We start from the raw sequence: 19,656 nt of genomic DNA, 5'->3' as shown, positions 1-19,656 counted from the left end.
CAGGCTTTTCATCTTCGTCAACCCCTCGTGAAGAGGAAGTTGCCGCCGCTGCACCTCAATCTGCCGAAGCATCTTTCCGTGTAGCGAGCCGCCCATCATAGCCGGCTTTTTCGTTTCGTCAACACCTCAAATCAAGGCATTTTCGAACCCTTCCGCTCTGGTTCCGCATCTGCGGGGCCGTTGCGTCGGGGGAGGCGAACTATAGGCCCAACCGGGACGTTTGGGAAGGGGTTTGTGAAAAATTTTTCACGATCCCGCTGCCATCTATACCCGCGCGTCCTTCGTTGTTGCTGCAGCAAGCCGCTGATCCTGCGTCAGCCGTCCGATGCCTCTATATAAAGGTCATCCCGGCGCCGACATCGCTGCCATGCAGCAACCCTCCGCCAGCTCAGGCGCTGACCAGCGCAACGCGGGCGAAATTACGCTTCCCCACCTGGATGACACCCTCGAAGCCCGGCCCAAACTGACGTGCCGGATCTTCGACCACTTCACCATCGATCTTGACCGCACGTTCCTTGAGCTTGCGCGTGGCCTCCGAATTGCTGGGCGTCAGGCCGGCGGCGGTGAGCAGACTTGCGATCCGCAGACCTTCGGCCGGCACGGCCACCTCCTGCAGCGGCAACAGGCTGGTGTCGCCCTGCCCCGTCACCACGGCGTGCCAGCCGGCGATGGCCTGCTCTGCAGTGGCGGCATCGTGGAAGCGCGCGGTGAGTTCGCGCGCCAGACGCAACTTGACCTCGCGCGGGTGCAGGTCACCCGAGGCGACCTGTTCTTTCAGGCGCGCGGCCTCGGCAACACCGATGTCGAAGGACAGCAGATCGATCCAGCGCCAGGTCAGTTCGTCGCCGATCTTCATGGTCTTGGTGACGATGTCGATGGCCGGCTCGTTGATGCCGATGTAGTTGCCCAGCGACTTGGACATCTTGGCCACCCCGTCCAGGCCTTCCAGCAGCGGCATGGTCAGCACGACCTGCGGGGCCTGGCCGTAGTGCTCCTGCAGGCCGCGACCCATCAGCAGGTTGAACTTCTGGTCGGTCCCGCCCAGTTCGACGTCCGCCTTCAAGGCGACCGAGTCGTAGCCCTGGACCAGCGGATACAGGAACTCGTGGATGGCGATCGGTTGCTGGCCGTTGAAGCGCTTGGCGAAATCGTCGCGCTCGAGCATGCGTGCCACGGTGTGCTGCGCGGACAGCTTGATCATGTCCGCCGCGCTCATCTGGCCGAACCACTCGGAGTTGAAGCGCACCTCGGTGCGCTCACGGTCCAGGATCTTGAAGACCTGCTCCTCATAGGTGCGCGCGTTGGCCAGCACATCGTCGCGGCTCAGCGGCTTGCGGGTGACGTTCTTGCCGCTCGGGTCACCGATCATTCCGGTGAAGTCGCCGATCAGGAAGATCACCTGATGCCCGAGCTGCTGGAACTGCCGCATCTTGTTGAGCAGCACGGTGTGGCCCAGATGCAGATCCGGCGCGGTGGGATCGAACCCGGCCTTGACCCGCAACGGCACACCGGATTTCAGGCGCGCTTCGAGCTGATCGAGCTTGAGGATCTCCTCGGCGCCGCGGCCGATGAGTGCGAGGGATTCTTCGATAGTGGCCAACCAAGACTCCAGCGGCGTTTGCCGTCAAAAACGTGAACGATGTTAAACGCGGGTTAATTCCGCGCCAAATGAAAATGTTGAACAGGCTCAATGGTTTGACGCGCTGTTACAGGCTGTCTATGGTACCGGCGATTGGGCTCGCACTTCGAGCCAGCGAGGAATTTGAACGATGCAGAACTCAGAGCAGGGCCGTGCACGCAAGCGGCGCTTTCACGAACGCCTCCACGTCCTCCACGACACTGCCCTGCATCGCAAGCTCAAGGCGCATCTTCCGGCGGCATTCAACGACCAATGGACGCGCCGGCACTGGATCCACGCCAGCCTGTTCGCGACCATCGGTGCGCTGGTGGCCACGATCGTGCCGGGCTTTTCCAATGCCATCGATGCGCCGCTGTCCAGCCATTCCACGCTGGCCCTGCCGTTGCCGCCGTTGGTGCCGGCCCGCAAGCAGCTGGCACCGAGCACCGATTGGGAAATCCTGCAGGTCAAATCGGGGCAGACGCTGAGCACCTTGTTCGGCGAATTGGGAATCCCGACCGCGGTGATGTACCAGGTACTGGCGCATCCGGGCACCAAGGAGGCACTGACCAAGCTGCGTCCGGGCGCCGAGATCGCCTTCGACATGCCGACGCCGGGCGAGCTGCGCGCATTGCGCTTCGACCGCGACGACAGCCACCGCGTGGAGCTGCGCCTGATGGGCGACAGCGTGCGCGAGAACGTCACCGAGCGCGCCACGACCACGCGCACGGTGGTGGCAAGCGGCGAAATCAGCAGCTCGCTGTACGCCTCGGCCGGCAAGTCGGGGCTGTCGCCGGCGGCGGTGGCGATCATGACCGACGAGATCTTCAAGTACGACATCGACTTCGACAAGGATCTGCAGCCGGGCGATCGCTTCAGCGTGGTGATGGACGAGACCTGGCGCGAGGGCGAGCGCATCAACACCGGCGACATCCTGGCGGCGACCTTCACCACCGGCGGCAAGACCTACACCGGTTTCCGCTTCGAGCGTGCCGGCAAGCCGGCCGAGTATTTCGACATCAACGGCCGGCCATTGAAGAAGAGCTTCATCCGCATGCCGGTGGCCTATAGCCGCATCAGCTCGACCTTTGGCGCGCGCAAGCATCCGGTGCTGGGCACGATGCGCATGCACAAGGGCGTGGACTACGCGGCAGCATCGGGGACGCCGATCATGGCCGCTGGCGATGCACGGGTGGTGTTCGTCGGCACCCAGCGCGGCTACGGTAATGTGGTGATCCTGGACCACGGCAGGAACTTCAGCACGCTGTACGGGCACATGTCGCGCTTCGGCAAGATCAAGGCCGGCCAGCGCATCAACCAGGGCACGGTGATCGGCTATGTCGGCATGACCGGCCTGGCGACCGGCCCGCATCTGCATTACGAATTCCGCGTCGCCGGGCAGCAGCGCAACCCGATGTCGGTGACGATGCCGCCGCCGGAGCCGTTGCAGGGCGCCGAGCTGGCCGCCTTCCGCGCGCAGACGGCGCCGGCACTGGCGCGTATCGAAGGCATGGAGAAGTTGATCTACGCCGACGCCGGCAAGCCCGCCAAGGGCGAGCCGCGCGGTTGAGTGGGCGCGGCTGGTTTCCCAGCCGCCGCGCTGGCAACCGCCGATCGCACGACTGCGCCTCCGTTCGGGGGCTCTGGCTCACGCGACGCCGCAGCCGGCATCGGGTTGCTGCCAGCGACAAGTGGACACCATGGCGCCGACGCGACAGTCGGCACTACATTTAGAGTGATTGGCTGGCGAGCGCATCGCCCCTGCTTCCACCGCGATGCGCGCAAGGCCGGTTGACTCTCCCATCCCGGCTGCACAAGCTGCACGACCACCGTGCAACTGGCCCTGGCATGTCTGCTCCGGAACATCTTGAATCCCCGCTCTATCTGGGCCTGATGTCGGGCACCAGCGCCGACGGCATCGATGCGGCGCTGGTGCGCTTCACCGACGAGGGCCATCGCCGCTGCGAACTGGTCGCAGGCACCACGGTGGCCTGGGAGCCACAGCTGCGCGAAACGCTGGTGACGTTGGGCCAGGGCGCCGAGGTCATCGCCATCGATGCGCTTGGACACCTGGATGCGCAGGTGGGGCTGGCGTTTGCGGCCGCGGCCAATCAGCTGATCCGCGACAGCGGCATTGCGCGTGGGCGCATTCGCGCGATCGGCTCGCACGGGCAGACCATTCGACATCGCCCCAAGGCCGATCCGGCCTTCACCTGGCAGATCGGCGATGCGAGCCGGATTGCCGAGCACACCGGCATCACCACGGTGGCCGATTTCCGCCGGCGCGATGTGGCTGCCGGCGGCCAGGGCGCACCGCTGATGCCGGCCTTCCATCTGGCCATGCTGGGTGCCGCCGACGAGGACCGTGCGGTGCTGAACCTGGGCGGCATCGGTAACCTGACCTTGATCCCGCGCAGTGGCGCGGTGCTGGGCTTCGATACCGGCCCGGCCAATGCGTTGCTGGACAGCTGGTGCCAGCAGCACCGCGGCACGGCGTTCGATGCCGACGGTGCGTTTGCCGCCAGCGGGCGCGTCGATACGGCGCTGCTGCAGGCGCTGTTGGCCGACCCGTGGTTCGCACTGGCACCGCCCAAGAGTACCGGACGCGAGCAGTTCCATCTTGACTGGGCGATGCAGGCGATGCGGTCGCCGGGCAACGCGGCGCCGTCCGCGGCCGATATACAGGCGACCCTGCTCGAACTCACCGCCGCCAGCGTCGCCGACGCGTTGCTGCGGCTGCAGCCCGATACCCGCCGGGTGCTGGTGTGCGGTGGTGGGGTGCGCAATCCGGTGTTGATGGCGCGCCTGGCGGCGCGACTGCCGGGCGTGGTGGTGGAATCCAGCGCGCGGCATGGGCTGGATCCTGATTATCTGGAGGCAATGGGGTTTGCGTGGTTGGCCGCGGAGCTGCTCGCAGGCCGCGCGGCCAATCTGCCGTCGGTGACCGGGGCGGCGGGGCCGCGGCTGCTGGGGGCGATCCATCCGGCATGAGTGGCCTGGATCGGCGCGCGCTGGATGCCACTACCTCGCTTCCTGATGGTGCCCCGCCCCGAATTCTGCGACGCGACCAGCGCTCAATTGATGAGGGGTAGCGGTGACGTGTTCGGTGAAGCTAGCTTGCTGATGATGCCCGCCTCGTCTGCAACCGACTAGCACGCAATTGAGCAGAGGCTGGCGGGAACGTGCGCAGTTGAGCCGGCGAATGACAGCAATCTCGGCCCTTCTCGGCAGCATGCAAGGGCTTCTGACCGAGCCATCCGCATTCGCACGCCGTACTCGCACCGAGTGAACTTGCGCACCAGGCAGCACTGCCTGGCCTTTTGCAGCGCTAGGGAGTATTCCCCGCCGGCAGCGCCTTGAGCGCGGCGATCGCCTCGGCCAGCACATCGACTTCCGGATGCTGCAGGCCGCCGCTGACGTCGTACTCGCTGGCGAACAGGCCCTGTTCGAGCAGATGCATCACCGTCTGGTGCTGGGTCCAGCCGCGTGCGACGGAGATGCGACGGATCCTGTCCACCAGCAATGGATCGATGTCACGCAGTACCAGATCGGTCATGCCCTTCCTCGTGCGATGCAGTGCCGCGTCGGCATCATCGGCAACCCTGGCGGACGTTTCAATCCGGGCGCCCGTCGCGGGCATCCAGCCGCGGCCACAGCCAGGCCAGCAGGGCCAGCGTGGGAACCACGGTGAGGGCGCTGAGGATGAAGAAGGTGCTGTAGGAGGTGGCCTCGACCAGGAACCCGGATACACCGCCGGCGAACTTGCCCGGCAAATTGGCCAGTGACACCAGCAAGGCGTACTGGGTGGCGGTGAAGTTGCGATTGGTCAGCGATGACATGAAGGCCACCAGCACGGTACCGGCGAACCCCTGGAACAGATTGTCGGCACTGAGTGCGGCATAGAACGCCCACAATTTGCCGGGGTTCTGCGCCATCAGCAAAAATGCCAGGTTGGACAGCGCCACGCCCAGGGCGGCGACCAGCAGCATGCGCCGGAAGCCGAACGCAGCCACCGCCGCACCGCCGGCAAACGCGCCGACGATGCCCATCCACACGCCGAACAGCTTGGACACCGTGGCGATGTCGGCCTTGGTGTAGCCCGAATCCAGATAGAACGGCCCGGCCATCACGCCGATCACCTGGTCCGGGAACTTGAACAGGCCGACAAATGCCAGCAGGACGATGCCCAGCGCCAGCCCGTTGCCGGAAAAGAAACTGGAAATGGGCTGCCAGAATGCGCCGGCCACGTCGATGCGGCGCACCACCGTGAGCTGCGGCCGGTCCGGCTCGCGGCATACCAGGGTGGTGATGATCGGCAGCAGCATCAGCGCCGACATGGCCAGGTACGCCGAGGTCCAGTTGAGGTATTCGGCCAGGTACAGCGCGCCGGCGCCACCGAGGATCAGGCCGATCCGGTAGCCCAGGGTGTAGGTCGCCGCCAAGGCGGCCTGCGCCGTGTCCGGGGCGATTTCGATGCGATAGGCATCCACCACCGAATCCTGCGTGGCGCCCCAGAACGAGGCGAACAGCACCCAGGCGACCAGGCCGGTGACACTCATGTCCGGGCGCGAAAACGCCAGTGCGAACAGGCCGGCGGTGACGCCGAGTTGCGAGACCAGCAGCCAGGAACGCCGACGCCCCAACCACGCGGTGAGCGGAAACGCATAGCGGTCGAGCAGCGGCGCCCACAGGAACTTGAGCAGGTAGAAGAAGCTGGCCAGGCTGATCAGGCCGATGCTGCCCAGATCCAGCCCGACATCGCGCAGCCGGGTGGACAGGGTCTGCGAGGCGATCAGCAGGAACGGCAGGCCACTGCCAAAACCCAGCAGGGCCATGGTCGCCGCCGATGGGGTGGCGAAGGCCTGCCGGATGCCGCGCAGTCCTTTGTAGTTGGGTGCAGGCGTGGTCATGCGTATGGCCGCTGGGAATGGGGGCTGATCGATGCCGGGCGGGCAGTATCACTGGCCGTTGCGCGGAGCGACCTGCCGGAAACGCATGATTGGCTCCCGGAAGGATCCACGGCCATCTGGCTGCGGCCAGGCACGGCCTGCACGCCCTCGACGTGCATCTCCACGACGCGGCCGGAAACACAACACGGTGAGGCTTGGCCAACCGTCCCGGCGCGCGTCACCGCCGGCTGTGCACCCTTCCTCACTCCGCGTAATCCACGACATACGGCGCGTGGTCGGAAAAGCGCTGCTCGCGGTAGATGGAGCAGGCCTTGACCTTGTCGCGCAGGCCGGGAGTGACCAGTTGGTAGTCGATGCGCCAACCGACGTTGTTGCTGCGCGCCGCACCGCGGTTGCTCCACCAGGTGTAGTCCTGGCCCTGGGGATGCAGCACGCGGTAGGTATCGACCCAGCCGCGGCCGCCGGCGGCATTGGCGTCTTCCAGCGCATCGGCGCACAGGCCGTTGAGCCAGTCGCGCTCGGGCGGCAGGCAGCCGGAATTCTTCTGGTTGGACTTCCAGTTCTTGATGTCCAGCGCCGAGCGCACGATGTTCCAGTCGCCGCACAGCACGTACTGCCGGCCGCTGGCCAGCCATTCATCCAGGATCGGCCGCAGCCATTCCATCACCTGGAACTTGTAGCCCTGGCGCAACTCGCCCGAGGAGCCGGACGGAATATAGAAGGACACCACGCTGAGGTTGCCAAAGCGCGCCTCGATGTAGCGGCCCTCTTCGTCGAACTCGGGCCAGCCCAGCGCGGTGCGCACTTCATCGGGTTCGTGCCTGCTGTAGATGGCCACGCCGCTGTAGCCCTTCTTGGTGCTGGCGTCGCGGAACCAGGCCTTGTAGCCGGTGGGCAGGAATTTGGCACCGGCCAGCTGATGCTCCTGGGCCTTGGTCTCCTGCACGCACAGCACGTCGGCGTCCTGCTCGGCGAACCATTCGAAGAAACCCTTGGTGACGGCCGAGCGCAGGCCGTTGGCGTTGAAACTGATGATGCGCATAAGGGCCGGGAATGGGGAGTTGGGAATGGGGAATCGTAAAGCCTACCCCAGGCGCATGCGGAAGGCTGCCGGCGCACGATGCGTTTACCATTCTCGATTCCCTATTCCCCATTCCCGTCCAATGACCGACCACCGCACCCGTTTCCTGCAGCTGGCCCTGGGCGCCGATGCCCTGCGCTTTGGCGAGTTCACGCTCAAGTCCGGGCGGCTCAGCCCGTATTTCTTCAATGCCGGGCGCTTCGATTCGGGCGCCAAGACTGCGCAGCTGGCGCAGTGCTATGCCGATGCGATCGATGCGGCCGGGGTGGAGTTCGACCTGCTGTTCGGGCCGGCCTACAAGGGCATCCCGCTGGCGACCGCGCTGGCCTGCGCCTACGCCGGGCGCGGGCGCGACCTGCCGCTGGCGTTCAACCGCAAGGAAGCCAAGGACCATGGCGAGGGCGGCAGCCTGATCGGTGCGCCGCTTCAGGGGCGCAAGGTATTGATCGTCGACGACGTGATCACCGCCGGCACCGCGATCCGCGAGGCGCTGGGCATCATCCGTGGCGCTGGCGGCGTTCCGTCCGGGATCGTGGTGGCGCTGGACCGGCAGGAGATCGCCTCCGAGCAGGATCGCCGCTCGGCCGCGCAGGCGGTGGCGGCCGAGGCCGGCATCCCGGTGATCGCGGTGGCCAACCTGGGCGACCTGCTTGCTTTTGCGGCAGGAAACGCCGACCTTGTGGGCTTCTGGGAACCGCTGCTGGCCTATCGTGGCCGTTACGGCACCGACACCACAGGCTGACGGCAGGCGACAGGGGGCTGCGATGATGCCAAGACACACCCGTTTGGCGTTATTCGCCGCCGTTGCGGCGGCCGTGGCCGCCGCACCTGCCATCGCGCAGGACAAGCCGGCCGCGAAGACGCTGTATTGCTGGAACCAGAACGGCGCCCGGGTGTGCAGCGATACGCTGCCGCCGGAAGCGGTGAACCAGGCGCGCGACGAGTTCAACGCCAGGAGCGGCCTGCGCAGCGCCGAGGTGCAGCGCGCCATGAGCAGTGATGAGCGGGCCGCCGCCGCTGCCAGCGAGCAGCAACGCCAGGCCGATCTGGCCGCCGAGCAGATGCGCCAGCGCACCGACCAGGCGATGCTGATGTCCTACCAGAGCGAGGACGACCTGCGCCGGGTGTTCAACGAGCGCATCGCCATCGTCGACAACAACATCCACACCGCGCGCTTCAATGTGACCAGCCTGCGCGAAGGGCTGGCCAGCATGCTGCGCAGCGCCGGCGACCGCGAACTGGCTGGCCAGGCGGTGGCCGACAAGCTGGCCGCCGACATCCAGCAACGCCATCGCGAGCTGCTGGCGCAGCTGCGTCTGCAGACCAGCTTCGAGCAGCAACGGGTGGCGCTGGACGGCGAGATCGCCGACATCCTGCAGCGCTACCGGGCGATGAAGGAACCGCCGGCCGCCACTGCGCCTGCCGGCTGAACGGCCCGCCGTCATTGCCACCCGTGCGGCGCACTGCGGCAGGCGGCATTTCCCGATCCGACGCCCTGCCCGCATAATGGCCGGTCTTACTCCCTGCCCACGAGGCTCTCCCGCATGGCCCGGATCATCGCCATTGCCAACCAGAAAGGCGGCGTCGGCAAGACCACGACCGCGGTCAATCTGGCGGCCGGCCTGGCGCGCGCGCCCAAGCGTGTGTTGCTGGTGGATCTGGACTCGCAGGGCAACGCCACCATGGGCAGCGGCATCGACAAGCGCGATGTGGCCGCCTCGACGTGCGACCTGTTGCTGGGCGAAAACACCGCCGCCGAGATCCGGGTCACCGCGCCGGAAGGCTTCGACCTGCTGCCGGGCAACATCGACCTGACCGCTGCCGAGATCCAGCTGATGGATCAGGGCGAGCGCGAACAGCGGCTCAAGCGCGCACTGGCACCGATCCGCGACGAGTACGACTTCATCCTGATCGACTGCCCGCCGGCGTTGTCGCTGCTGACGCTCAATGCCTTGACCGCGGCCGACTCGATCATCGTGCCGATGCAGTGCGAGTACTACGCACTGGAAGGATTGACCGCGCTGCTGGAAACCATCGAGGCCTTGCGCGCCAACCTCAATCCGGCACTGGAAATCGAAGGCGTGCTGCGCACGATGTTCGACATCCGCAACAACCTGGCCAACGCGGTGTCGGCCGAGCTGACCGAGCATTTCGGCGACAAGGTGTTCCGCACCATCGTGCCGCGCAACGTGCGCCTGGCCGAGGCGCCCAGCCATGGCCAGAGCATCGTCGGTTACGACCGCACCTCGCGCGGTGGCGTGGCCTACCTGGGGCTGGCCAGCGAAATCCTGCGCCGCCAGAACGACCGCAACAAGGCCTACCGGCCCGTGGAGACCGTCTGATGAACAAGCCGATCCCCGCAAAGAAGCGTGGCCTGGGCCGTGGCCTGGAAGCGCTGTTGGGACCGAAGGGCGCGGCCGCCGCGGCGGCGCCGAGCGCGGCCAGCGAGGAAGCGTTACAGCCGGGCGACAGCCTGCGCCAGTTGCCGGTCAGCCAGCTGCAGCCGGGCAAGTACCAGCCGCGCAAGGAGATGGACGAGGTCAAGCTGGCCGAACTGGCGGAGTCGATCAAGGCCCAGGGGGTGATCCAGCCGATCGTGGCGCGCGAGCTGGCGCCGGGGCAGTTCGAGATCGTTGCCGGCGAACGCCGCTGGCGCGCCTCGCAGCTGGCCGGGCTGAGCGAGGTGCCGGTGGTGGTGCGCGAGCTGGACGACCGCACCGTCATCGCGATGGCGCTGATCGAGAACATCCAGCGCGAAGACCTCAACCCGCTGGAAGAAGCGCAGGCGCTGCAGCGCTTGATCGACGAATTTTCGCTGACCCACGCCGAGGCCGCCGGCGCGGTGGGCCGCTCGCGTGCGTCGGTGTCCAACCTGCTGCGGCTGCTGGAATTGCCGGTGGCCATCCGCGTGCTGCTGGAAACCCGCCGTCTGGAAATGGGCCATGCGCGTGCGCTGCTCACCCTGGCGCCGGAGCTGGCCAGCAAGCTGGCGCAGGAAGCGGCCGACCAGGGTTGGTCGGTGCGTGAGGTCGAACACCGTGCGCAGCAGTTCGCCGCCGGCAAGGTGCCCGGCGCGTTGCGCAAGGGCAAGCCGGCCGCTGCCGCGCCGCAGGCCGATATCGCCTCGCTGGAGACCGAACTGTCCGAATCGCTGGGCACCAAGGTGGTGTTCAACCACGGCCGCGGCGGCAAGGGCAAGCTGGTGATCCACTACACCGACCTGGACACGCTGGACGGCGTGCTCGAACGCCTGCGCGTGCAGCGCAGCTGAGTTCTCTGCGGACCCACCAGGAGCAGTCCCGGCAATGAATCCCGTCAAGGTCGATCGCAAGCACCTGCTGCATCTGACCGACCTGCCGAACGTGGGGCCGGCCTGCGAAAAGGATCTGCAGCGGATCGGCATCCGCGTTGCCGCGCAATTGCGCGGTCGCGATGCCTACGACATGTATGCGCAGCTGTGTCTGTGTACCGGCGTGCTGCACGACCCCTGCGTGATCGACGTGTTCCTGTCGATCACGCGCTTCATGCAGGGCGAGGCGCCGCAGCCGTGGTGGGCGTTCAGCGCCGAACGCAAGGCAACGCTGGCCAGCCAGGCACCGCTCCGGCTGGGGTGAGTGCGCGCACGCGGTCAGGCGCTGCCATCAACAGGAGCAACCCATGAGCACTGAACACGACCAGATCAGCCCGGGCGGCAGCACGATGATGCTGCACGCGCAGGAAAAGCGGTTCGCGCCCGCACACGGCGGTGACTGCATCGAGCGGATCAGCGCACATATCGAGCGGCATCTGGGACCGATCTCGGGCGTTCTGCACGAGATCATCTCCGATGCCGTGCATCTGGACGTGCATGTGGTGCCCGCCACCGAGGACGTCCCCTACCTGCGGCTGGTGACCTCGGGCATGAGCGACCTGCCGATGACGCTGCCCGAAGGGGTGGAAGCGCCGCAGTACATGGAGCTGATGCTGAGCCTGCCCGCCGATTGGCCGCTGGACCAGCGCGACTTCGAAGACCCGCGCCACTACTGGCCGATCCGCCTGCTCAAGACCCTGGCCCGGCTGCCGCACACGTTCGAGACCTGGCTGGGCTTCGGCCACACCATCCCCAATGGCCATCCGGCCGAACCCTACGCACCCGGCGTGCGCTTCGATGGCGCCATCGTGCTGCCGCCGGTGAGCACGCCCGACGAATTTGCGCGCCTGGTCATCGATGCCGACAAGACCATCGTGTTCATGACGGTGGTGCCGCTGTACCCGGAGGAGATGGCACTGAAACTGAAGGACGGCAGCGACGCGTTGCTGGATCGCTTCGATGCCAGGGGGATTGGGGACATCATTGCGCTTGATCGCGTCAACGTCGCCAAAAAGCGCTTCGGGCTGTTCTGAGCCCGCTTGCCGCTCGCCTGCCTTCGACATCTCCAGGACCATTGCAATGACCATTCTCGTCACCGGCGCCGCCGGTTTCATCGGGGCCTACACCTGCCGCGCGCTGGCTGCGCGCGGTGAGTCGGTGGTGGGCCTGGACAACTACAACAGCTATTACGACCCGCAGCTCAAGCGCGACCGGGTGGCGGCGTTGTGCCCGGGCATGGACATCCGCACGCTGGACCTGACCGACCGCGATGGCCTAGCCGCGTTGTTCGAGCAGGTCCGGCCCACGCGCGTGGTGCATCTGGCCGCGCAGGCCGGGGTGCGTTACTCGCTGGAAAACCCCTCCGCCTACGTCGACAGCAACCTGGTCGGCTTCGTCAACATGCTCGAACTGTGCCGGCACCGCGGCGTGCAGCATCTGGTGTATGCGTCGAGCAGTTCGGTCTACGGCGATTCGGCCACCCCGCCGTTTTCCGAGGACCAGCGCGTGGACCAGCCGCGCTCGCTGTATGCGGCGACCAAGGCCGCCAACGAGCTGATGGGCTATACCTATGCGCAGCTGTACGGCCTGCGCGCGACCGGGCTGCGGTTTTTCACCGTGTACGGGCCATGGGGCCGGCCGGACATGGCGCCGTTGATCTTCAGCCGCGCGGTGTTGGCGGGGCGGCCGATCGAGGTGTTCAACCACGGCAGGATGCAGCGCGATTTCACCTTCGTCGACGACATCGTGGCCGGCGTGCTGGGCGCGCTGGACACGCCCAGCAGCGAGCCGGTGCCGCACCGGGTGTTCAACCTGGGCAACCACACCCCGGTGGAACTGGAATACTTCATTGACGTGATCGCCCAGGCCGCCGGCCGGCCGGCCGAGAAGGTCTACCGGCCGATGCAGCCGGGCGACATGATCCGCACCATGGCCGATACGCAGCGCGCGCAGGCCGCCTTCGGCTTCGAGCCGGCCACCCCGGTCGAGCGCGGCTTGCCACAGGTGGTGGAGTGGTGCCGCCATTATTTCGGCGAGCGCGCCTAGCCGGCACCACCGCGGCGCAGCCGCAATATTGGTGGTAGCGGCCAGGCGATAGCACATCGCCGCGAGTCCGCCCGTAGCGAGGCGCGCATCTGCAGAACGGCGCGCCGGACGTTGAGCTTTCGCGCCCCACCCCGCACCATCCGGGCGCGGCGCGCGGCGCCTTGCCGGCCACGCAGCCGGCGCCTTGGGGCATGCATACACGCTACAGTCCGCTTTGCGCGCGCTCCACCGCACACAACGCGCGCGTGCTTCATGCCTGACTCAGACAGTCAGGGCACAATGCGCGATCTTTTCGCTCAGCCTTCATCTGGCCACCACGAATCCATGAGCCACCCTCAGCTTTCCGTTGTCGTCCCGGTGTTCAACGAGCGCGATAACGTCGCCGCGCTGGTCGGTGAGATCGTCGCCGCCTTGCGCGGGTTGGTGGCGTTCGAGATCGTCTATGTCGACGACCACTCGCGCGATGACACGCTGGCGGTGCTGCAAGGCCTGAAGACCACCACGCCGGAACTGCGCGTGCTGCATCACGTGACCCAGAGCGGCCAGAGCACGGCGGTGCGCAATGGCGTCAAGGCCGCGCGTGCGAGCTGGATCGCCACGCTCGATGGCGACGGCCAGAACGATCCGGCCGACATTCCCAAGCTGCTGACCGCGCGCGCCAGCGCCGATGCGCAGGTGAAGCTGTTCGCCGGCTGGCGGGTCAACCGCCAGGATTCGGGGTCCAAGCGCTGGGCCAGCAAGTGGGCCAACGCGATCCGCTCGCGCATGCTGCACGACAACACGCCCGATACCGGCTGCGGCATCAAGCTGTTCGAGCGCGAGGCGTTCCTGGACCTGCCCTACTTCGATCATATGCACCGCTATCTGCCGGCGTTGATGCAGCGCGCCGGCTGGCGCACGGTGAGCGTGCCGGTGCACCACCGCCATCGCACCGCCGGCGTGTCCAAGTACAACAATCTCAATCGCGCGCTGGTCGGCATCCGCGACCTGCGCGGCGTGGCCTGGCTGATCACCCGCAGCAGGCGCACCGTGGTGCAGGAGCGCTGATGGAACTGCATTGGCTGGACCAGCCACTGACCTGGCTGTACTGGACCGGGCTGCATGTCACCGGCTGGAAGCTGATCGGCTATGTGGGCGCACTGATGTTCGGCGGCCGCTGGCTGGTGCAGTTTGTCGCTTCCAAGCGCGCCGGCAAGCCGGTGATCCCGCGCATGTTCTGGTACATGAGCGTGGTCGGCAGCCTGATGACGCTGAGCTACTTCGTGTTCTCGGCCAAGCAGGATTCGGTGGGCGTGCTGCAGAACCTGTTCCCGGCGTTCACCGCGTTCTACAGCCTGTATCTGGATGTGAAGCATCGCGGGTGGAAGCGCGACCGGGCGGTGCATTGAGCGGGGAATCGGGATTGGGGAATCGCGGTTCGCGGGTGCTGTGACCGGTTGCTGGTGATTGGTGCGCCAGGTCTCCAGGCTTTTGAGGTGGTGCCGGTGGCGCAACTGAGCTGGTGCAGCAGGCTGCATCGGCTCTGCCTTGTGGTGGATAACGCCAGGCATGCGATATCCGACAGTCAATGGGTTTCTTCGTACGCCGCGATGCGCTGGTGACCGACCGGAGATGAGGCGCGCCGCCGATGCCGCGGCTGTTTGCTCATCGGCATGCTGTGCGCATGTCCAGTGCGCTTCTTCATCGTTCCTTGTCCGGGTCGGCGCCGATTGCGGCGCACTGGCATTTGCGGCTGCACACGCATCAGCAGGTGCCATTGTTTGCCGACTGGCGCTGCGCGCGGGCCGCGGCGGCGAGCCTGGCGGCGGCCGGTCACTGGCAGGGCGCGCAGTTGCTGTGCTGGGTGCTGCTGCCCGATTGCTGGTGTGCGCTGCTGCAGGCACCGGGCAAGGCTGCACTGCTGCACATGGCTGCCGTTGCGCGGCAGGTCGCCGCCGGGGCGGTCAATCGCGCACGTGGCCGCGGTGGGACGGTGTGGCAGCCGCAGATGCAGGCGTCGGCGCTTGCCCCGCATGACGACCATCGACAGTTCGCGCGCGCGCTGGTGGCGTTGCCGTTACGCGCAGGGCTGGCCGCGCAGATCGGCGGGTATCCGTACTGGGATGCGGTCTGGCTGCTGCACGACCACGCTGCGCACGGCGTCGGGACTGCAGGTCCACGCATGCCGGGTCCGGGAGACAGGTGACCGTGATCGCGCGCGTCGGTCCGGCGCGAGCCAGACAGACTGTTGCGTGTCTTCGCCGGTCAGCATTGCGGGATCTGTGCGAGCGACGTCCGCCCGATCAACGTTGACGTCGAGCGCCGTCTGTTCGGGCGACGTCTGACGTCGGTCGCCTACGTCGGTCAAGGCGGGCTGCGCGCTGCGGTGATCGCCGACATCTGCCAGCGCCGAGCACGGTGTGATCGGCCACTGCGGCGGGTTGCGGCGCCGCGACCCGCCCTGCCGGCATGCCGGCAGGGCAGGCGCCCCCGACGCACCGGTCGGTCAAAAGTCCAGTGGATGGTCCGGCAGCAGGGCCTGCAACTGGCTGCGGAACAGCCCGCGAATCCGCTCCAATGCGGCCTCGGTGTCGGCCTCGAATCGCAGCACCAGGATCGGCGTGGTGTTGGAGGCACGCACCAGGCCCCAGCCGTCGGCGAAGTCCGCGCGCAGTCCGTCGATCGTCGACAGCCGCGCCGATTCGAACGGCGATTCCTCGCCGGCCTGGGCGCCCTCGACGAAACGCGCGACCAGTGCATGCGCATCACCGTCCACCGGCACCTTGATTTCCGGCGTGGACACGCTTTCGGGCAAGGCCTCCAGCACCTCCGACGGGGTCTGCTCACGCTGGGCCAGGATTTCCAGCAGGCGTGCGGCCGCATAGATGCCGTCGTCGAAGCCGTACCAGCGCTCCTTGAAGAAGAAGTGCCCGCTCATCTCGCCGGCCAGTTCGGCATCGGTCTCGCGCATCTTGGCCTTGATCAGCGAGTGCCCGGTCTTCCACATCAGCGGGCTGCCGCCATTGCGCAGCACGTGGTCGGACAGCTTTCCGGTGCACTTGACGTCGTAGATCACCAACGCGCCGGGATTGCGCTGCAGCACGTCGGCGGCGAACAGCATCAGCAGACGGTCCGGGAACACCATGGTGCCTTGCTTGGTGACCACGCCCAGACGATCGGCATCGCCATCGAAGGCCACGCCGATATCGGCATCGAAGCGCTGCACCATCTTCACCAGATCGTCGAGGTTGTGCGGCTCGCTCGGGTCGGGGTGATGGTTGGGGAAGGTGCCGTCGATCTCGCAGTACAACGGGATGACCTCGGCACCGATGGCTTCCAGCAGGCGCGGCGCGATCTCACCGGCCACGCCGTTGCCGGCATCCACCACGACCTTGATCGGGCGGTCCAGCTGCACGTCGTCGGCGATGCGCTGTATGTAGGCGTCGCTGATGTCGCGCTGTTCCAGCTCGCCAGGCGTTGCCGCGGTGTGCAGGCGGCCTGCGTTGATGCGCTGGTGCAGGTCGGCGATCGCCGACCCGGACAGGGTCTCGCCACCGATGACGATCTTGAAGCCGTTGTAGTCGGGCGGATTGTGGCTGCCGGTGACCGCCACGCAGCTGCCGGCGCGCAGTTCATAGGCGCCGAAATACACCACCGGGGTGGGCGCCAGACCGACATCGATCACCTGGCAGCCGGCGCGACGCAGGCCGTCGATCAGGCCATTGGCGAGCTCCGGGCCCGACAGCCGCCCATCGCGGCCGACCACCACCTCGCGCAGGCCCTGCGCCTGCATCACGCTGCCGATGGCCTGGCCGATCAAGGCGGCGACGCCCGGATTGAGGTCCTTGCCGACCACACCGCGGATGTCGTAGGCGCGGAACATCTCGGTGGCGACCTGCACGGCCGGCACCAGCGCCGGCGGCGCGGGCGGCGCATCTGCGTCCAGCGCGCGCGCCTCGCTGGCGAGGCTGGCGTCGTGCTGCAGGCTCTGGCTGAAGGTGGGTTCGTCGGCGCTCGGCTCGCTGGCCACGCGGCGACGCGGCAAGGCGACGCGGCCACGGCTGGCCAGCACCAACAGCACGGCGATGGCGAGCAGCAGCACGGCCACGATCGCGCAGCCGACGGTGCCCAGACCCAGCGGGCCCTCATCGCGTTGCGGCACCGCGGCGGCCACGCGCATGCCGCTGTCACCCAATGGCCTGGCCAGGGTCTCGGCGGCATCGGCCAGCGCCACATCGCCTTGCTGGGCGACGTTATAGCTGCCCTGGCGCAAGGCCAGATAGGCGCTGCCGGGCACTGCGATCGCATCCAGCGGGCCGGTCAGACGCAACAACGGCAGGCGCGCGTACGCCACCGCCGGCTGCGTGCCCAGTGTGACCGCCGCTGCCACACCCAGACGGACCTGCTTGGCGTCGCGCACCACGTGCACCTGGGCACGTTTGGCCACCAGCGCCGACTCGAGCAGGCTCAGCCGCGCGTAACCGAAGTCCTTGGGATTGTCGTAGGCGGCGGTCAGGTCGCCAGTCAGGACCTGCACGTCCTCGGCGCCCTTGAAGCGCTCGCGGATGGTCGAGGCCGCCGCCAGCGCGTCACCGTTGGCCAACGCGGCGATGACCTGCGGCTGCTTGAGCAGGGCGTCGAGCTGGCTGGCCTGCTGCCCCATGGCCTGGCTGACGTCCTGCACGGCGCGGTCGCGCGCCTGTTCCAGGTCCTGCGCAACCGCATCCTTGCGCCATTGCGTGTAGCTGCTCCAGCCGAACCAGGCAGCCAGCAGCAACAACACTCCCCCCAACACCGGACCACGCGTACGCACGCTGGACATCGACTGCCTGCGCTCGCTCGTCTTGCTCATGTGACGTCCCCCGTCAGCGCACGCCGGTGTGGCCGAATCCACCCGCTCCCCGCGCGCTGTCGACGAAAGTATCCACCACTTGCAAGCCCACGCGCACGATCGGCAGGATCACCAGCTGTGCGATGCGGTCACCCGGCTCGATGGTGAAGGCGGCGCGACCGCGATTCCAGGTGCTGATCAGCAACGGCCCCTGGTAATCGGCATCGATCAGCCCGGTGCCGTTGCCGAGCACGATGCCGTGGCGATGGCCCAGGCCCGAGCGCGGCAGGATCACCGCACACAGCTGCGGGTCGGCCAGATGGATCGCGATGCCGCTGGGAATCAGTGCCGCATCGCCGGGCTCCAGCGTCATCGGCGCTTCCAGCGCGGCGCGCAGGTCCATGCCCGCGCTGGCGTCGGTGGCATAGGCCGGCAGTGGCCACAGGTCGCCGAAGCGCGGGTCGAGCAGCTTCACCTGCAAGGACTGGGTCGGGGTGCTCATGCCTGCAATCTCTCCGCGATCAGGGCCAACAGCTGGTCGGCCAGTTCGGTCTTGCTGCTGCTGGGGAAGGCGCGCTCGCCGCCCTGCCAGTAGGCGGTGGCGGCGTTGTTGTCGCTTTCGAAGCCGCCGCCCTCGATCCCCACCTGGTTGGCGATGATCAGGTCCAGCCGCTTGGCGGCCAGCTTGCCACGCGCGTAATGCTCCACGTCGTGCGTCTCGGCGGCAAAACCCACCACCAGCTTCAGCGCGCCGGTCTGCGCGGCGACCTCGGCCAGGATGTCCGGGGTGCGCACCAGTTCCAGGGTCAGCGTCTCGCCGGTCTTCTTGATCTTCTGCGCGACCACCCGCTTCGGGGTGTAGTCGGCCACCGCGGCGGCGCCGATGTAGATGTCGGCCGGGAACGCGCCCAGCACCGCATCGCGCATCTGCGCAGCCGAGCGCACGTCGATCCGCCGCACGCCGGCCGGGGTGGCCTGGTGCACCGGGCCGCTGACCAGCACCACCTCGGCCCCCTGGCCGGCGGCGGCGGCGGCCAGGGCATAGCCCATCTTGCCGCTGCTGCGGTTGCCCACGTAACGCACCGGATCCAGGTCCTCGAAGGTGGGGCCGGCGCTGATCACGATGCGCAGGCCCTCCAGCTGCGCGCTGCTGGGCACGAATGCCGGCGCAGCCGCACTGCTGGAGGCCACCGGCGCGGCGCTGTCGGCGCCGGCACCGCCGGCCAGGGCGGCAATGATCGCCGCCGGCTCGGCCAGCCGGCCGGGTCCGGATTCGCCTTCGGCCAGCGGGCCGTCATCGGGACCGACCACGCGCACGCCGCGTGCGGATAGGGTCGCCACATTCGCCTGCGTGGCCGCGTGCAGCCACATGCGGTGGTTCATCGCCGGGGCCACGGTCAGCGGCGCGGTGGTGGCCAGGCACAGCGTGGTGACCAGATCGTCGGCCAGGCCATGCGCCAGCCGCGCCAGCAGGTCGGCGGTGGCCGGGGCGACGATCACCTGATCGGCCCAGCGCGCCAGTTCGATATGTCCCATCGCCTGCTCGGCAGCGCTGTCCCACAACGTGGTGCGGGTGGGCTGCCCGGACAGCGCCTGGAAGCTGAGCGGAGTGACGAATTGTTGCGCGCCGCTGGTCATGGCGACCTGTACAAGTGCGCCGGCGTCGCGCAGGCGACGGACCAGTTCGAGCGATTTGTAAGCGGCAATGCCTCCGCCGACGCACAGCAGCAAGCGCTGTCCGTCCAGGGGGCGGGCCTGAGTGGAGCCGATCACGTCGGAGTCGTCCTACGGTTACAAGGACAACTAGATTAGCCGATGCCCCCGTCCGGCCTGATAGGCGTG

Annotated in this window: 19 protein-coding genes; 12 read left to right on the top strand and 7 right to left on the bottom strand. The window is 67.4% G+C overall.

Features of this window, described 5'->3' with window-relative positions:
- Positions 1 to 388: 388 nt before the first annotated feature.
- Positions 389 to 1,600, bottom strand: coding sequence for a tyrosine--tRNA ligase (gene tyrS, locus EO139_RS16675; RefSeq protein ID WP_119129762.1), 1,212 nt, complete (start codon positions 1,598 to 1,600; stop codon positions 389 to 391).
- Between the two features lie 169 nt (positions 1,601 to 1,769).
- Between tyrS and EO139_RS16670 the strand changes: the two genes are divergently transcribed.
- The gene (locus EO139_RS16670; protein WP_126971540.1) at positions 1,770 to 3,188 is read left to right on the top strand and encodes a M23 family metallopeptidase; all 1,419 of its coding nucleotides are present in this window, start codon (positions 1,770 to 1,772) and stop codon (positions 3,186 to 3,188) included.
- Between the two features lie 278 nt (positions 3,189 to 3,466).
- Complete coding sequence (locus tag EO139_RS16665; protein WP_126971538.1) at positions 3,467 to 4,609, top strand: anhydro-N-acetylmuramic acid kinase; 1,143 nt, start codon at positions 3,467 to 3,469, stop codon at positions 4,607 to 4,609.
- A 337-nt stretch (positions 4,610 to 4,946) separates the two neighbouring features.
- On the opposite strand, the gene EO139_RS16660 is transcribed toward EO139_RS16665, so the two are convergent.
- From EO139_RS16660 to EO139_RS16650, 3 genes are all read right to left on the bottom strand, one after another.
- Positions 4,947 to 5,174: a hypothetical protein gene (locus tag EO139_RS16660; protein WP_104584944.1), complete on the bottom strand. Its 228-nt coding sequence runs from the start codon at positions 5,172 to 5,174 to the stop codon at positions 4,947 to 4,949.
- A 58-nt stretch (positions 5,175 to 5,232) separates the two neighbouring features.
- The gene (locus tag EO139_RS16655) at positions 5,233 to 6,528 is read right to left on the bottom strand and encodes an MFS transporter (RefSeq protein ID WP_164739889.1); all 1,296 of its coding nucleotides are present in this window, start codon (positions 6,526 to 6,528) and stop codon (positions 5,233 to 5,235) included.
- 241 nt (positions 6,529 to 6,769) lie between these two features.
- Complete coding sequence (locus EO139_RS16650) at positions 6,770 to 7,570, bottom strand: exodeoxyribonuclease III (RefSeq protein WP_119131662.1); 801 nt, start codon at positions 7,568 to 7,570, stop codon at positions 6,770 to 6,772.
- Between the two features lie 121 nt (positions 7,571 to 7,691).
- Between EO139_RS16650 and pyrE the strand changes: the two genes are divergently transcribed.
- The 10 genes from pyrE (at position 7,692) to EO139_RS16600 (ending at position 15,189) form a co-directional block, all read left to right on the top strand.
- Positions 7,692 to 8,351, top strand: a complete 660-nt coding sequence (pyrE, locus tag EO139_RS16645) for an orotate phosphoribosyltransferase (protein WP_126971536.1) — start codon at positions 7,692 to 7,694, stop codon at positions 8,349 to 8,351.
- Between the two features lie 43 nt (positions 8,352 to 8,394).
- Positions 8,395 to 9,039, top strand: a complete 645-nt coding sequence (locus EO139_RS16640; protein WP_164739216.1) for a hypothetical protein — start codon at positions 8,395 to 8,397, stop codon at positions 9,037 to 9,039.
- Positions 9,040 to 9,153: 114 nt separating this feature from the next.
- Positions 9,154 to 9,951, top strand: a complete 798-nt coding sequence (locus tag EO139_RS16635; RefSeq protein WP_104584936.1) for an AAA family ATPase — start codon at positions 9,154 to 9,156, stop codon at positions 9,949 to 9,951.
- Complete coding sequence (locus EO139_RS16630; RefSeq protein ID WP_104649987.1) at positions 9,951 to 10,880, top strand: ParB/RepB/Spo0J family partition protein; 930 nt, start codon at positions 9,951 to 9,953, stop codon at positions 10,878 to 10,880. Before EO139_RS16635 ends, EO139_RS16630 begins: the two co-directional genes overlap by 1 nt.
- A gap of 34 nt (positions 10,881 to 10,914) precedes the next feature.
- On the top strand, positions 10,915 to 11,223 hold the full coding sequence (locus EO139_RS16625) for a helix-hairpin-helix domain-containing protein (protein ID WP_104584932.1): 309 nt from the start codon (positions 10,915 to 10,917) through the stop codon (positions 11,221 to 11,223).
- Between the two features lie 43 nt (positions 11,224 to 11,266).
- Positions 11,267 to 11,992, top strand: a complete 726-nt coding sequence (locus tag EO139_RS16620; protein WP_126971534.1) for a suppressor of fused domain protein — start codon at positions 11,267 to 11,269, stop codon at positions 11,990 to 11,992.
- Between the two features lie 46 nt (positions 11,993 to 12,038).
- A complete protein-coding gene (locus tag EO139_RS16615; RefSeq protein WP_104584928.1) occupies positions 12,039 to 13,004 on the top strand; it encodes an SDR family NAD(P)-dependent oxidoreductase in 966 nt (321 codons plus the stop codon).
- 324 nt (positions 13,005 to 13,328) lie between these two features.
- Complete coding sequence (locus tag EO139_RS16610) at positions 13,329 to 14,051, top strand: glycosyltransferase family 2 protein (protein ID WP_104649984.1); 723 nt, start codon at positions 13,329 to 13,331, stop codon at positions 14,049 to 14,051.
- A complete protein-coding gene (locus tag EO139_RS16605; protein ID WP_039816706.1) occupies positions 14,051 to 14,392 on the top strand; it encodes a lipid-A-disaccharide synthase N-terminal domain-containing protein in 342 nt (113 codons plus the stop codon). The genes EO139_RS16610 and EO139_RS16605 overlap by 1 nt, the downstream gene beginning before the upstream one ends.
- Positions 14,393 to 14,631: 239 nt before the next feature.
- Positions 14,632 to 15,189 carry a hypothetical protein gene (locus tag EO139_RS16600; protein ID WP_126971532.1) on the top strand — a complete coding sequence of 186 codons (558 nt, stop codon included), beginning with the start codon at positions 14,632 to 14,634 and terminating at the stop codon, positions 15,187 to 15,189.
- Between the two features lie 300 nt (positions 15,190 to 15,489).
- Here the strand turns inward: EO139_RS16600 and EO139_RS21460 are convergent, their stop codons facing one another.
- Genes EO139_RS21460 through coaBC form a run of 3 tightly spaced genes read right to left on the bottom strand, consistent with a single transcriptional unit; the run spans position 15,490 to position 19,587 of the window.
- Positions 15,490 to 17,835, bottom strand: coding sequence for a phosphomannomutase/phosphoglucomutase (locus EO139_RS21460; protein ID WP_164739888.1), 2,346 nt, complete (start codon positions 17,833 to 17,835; stop codon positions 15,490 to 15,492).
- Positions 17,836 to 17,848: 13 nt separating this feature from the next.
- Positions 17,849 to 18,316, bottom strand: a complete 468-nt coding sequence (dut, locus tag EO139_RS16590) for a dUTP diphosphatase (protein ID WP_104535010.1) — start codon at positions 18,314 to 18,316, stop codon at positions 17,849 to 17,851.
- Positions 18,313 to 19,587 (bottom strand): bifunctional phosphopantothenoylcysteine decarboxylase/phosphopantothenate--cysteine ligase CoaBC, encoded by a 1,275-nt coding sequence (gene coaBC / locus EO139_RS16585; protein ID WP_126971530.1) that lies wholly within the window; start codon positions 19,585 to 19,587, stop codon positions 18,313 to 18,315. The genes dut and coaBC overlap by 4 nt, the downstream gene beginning before the upstream one ends.
- Positions 19,588 to 19,656: the final 69 nt, after the last annotated feature.

It is taken from the genome of Xanthomonas sp. BRIP62411 (assembly GCF_003993525.1).
GTDB lineage: Bacteria > Pseudomonadota > Gammaproteobacteria > Xanthomonadales > Xanthomonadaceae > Xanthomonas > Xanthomonas euroxanthea.
This window is presented reverse-complemented; position numbering and strand designations above follow the sequence as displayed.

Bases quoted from the DNA above. Each gene is read 5' to 3' on its own strand.
- EO139_RS16670 (WP_126971540.1), top strand. From the start codon at position 1,770: ATGCAGAACTCAGAGCAGGGCCGTGCACGCAAGCGGCGCTTTCACGAA.
- EO139_RS16665 (WP_126971538.1), top strand. From the start codon at position 3,467: ATGTCTGCTCCGGAACATCTTGAATCCCCGCTCTATCTGGGCCTGATG.
- EO139_RS16660 (WP_104584944.1), bottom strand. From the start codon at position 5,174: ATGACCGATCTGGTACTGCGTGACATCGATCCATTGCTGGTGGACAGG.
- EO139_RS16655 (WP_164739889.1), bottom strand. From the start codon at position 6,528: ATGACCACGCCTGCACCCAACTACAAAGGACTGCGCGGCATCCGGCAG.
- EO139_RS16650 (WP_119131662.1), bottom strand. From the start codon at position 7,570: ATGCGCATCATCAGTTTCAACGCCAACGGCCTGCGCTCGGCCGTCACC.
- pyrE (WP_126971536.1), top strand. From the start codon at position 7,692: ATGACCGACCACCGCACCCGTTTCCTGCAGCTGGCCCTGGGCGCCGAT.
- EO139_RS16635 (WP_104584936.1), top strand. From the start codon at position 9,154: ATGGCCCGGATCATCGCCATTGCCAACCAGAAAGGCGGCGTCGGCAAG.
- EO139_RS16630 (WP_104649987.1), top strand. From the start codon at position 9,951: ATGAACAAGCCGATCCCCGCAAAGAAGCGTGGCCTGGGCCGTGGCCTG.
- EO139_RS16625 (WP_104584932.1), top strand. From the start codon at position 10,915: ATGAATCCCGTCAAGGTCGATCGCAAGCACCTGCTGCATCTGACCGAC.
- EO139_RS16620 (WP_126971534.1), top strand. From the start codon at position 11,267: ATGAGCACTGAACACGACCAGATCAGCCCGGGCGGCAGCACGATGATG.
- EO139_RS16615 (WP_104584928.1), top strand. From the start codon at position 12,039: ATGACCATTCTCGTCACCGGCGCCGCCGGTTTCATCGGGGCCTACACC.
- EO139_RS16610 (WP_104649984.1), top strand. From the start codon at position 13,329: ATGAGCCACCCTCAGCTTTCCGTTGTCGTCCCGGTGTTCAACGAGCGC.
- EO139_RS16605 (WP_039816706.1), top strand. From the start codon at position 14,051: ATGGAACTGCATTGGCTGGACCAGCCACTGACCTGGCTGTACTGGACC.
- EO139_RS16600 (WP_126971532.1), top strand. From the start codon at position 14,632: ATGCCGCGGCTGTTTGCTCATCGGCATGCTGTGCGCATGTCCAGTGCG.
- EO139_RS21460 (WP_164739888.1), bottom strand. From the start codon at position 17,835: ATGAGCAAGACGAGCGAGCGCAGGCAGTCGATGTCCAGCGTGCGTACG.
- dut (WP_104535010.1), bottom strand. From the start codon at position 18,316: ATGAGCACCCCGACCCAGTCCTTGCAGGTGAAGCTGCTCGACCCGCGC.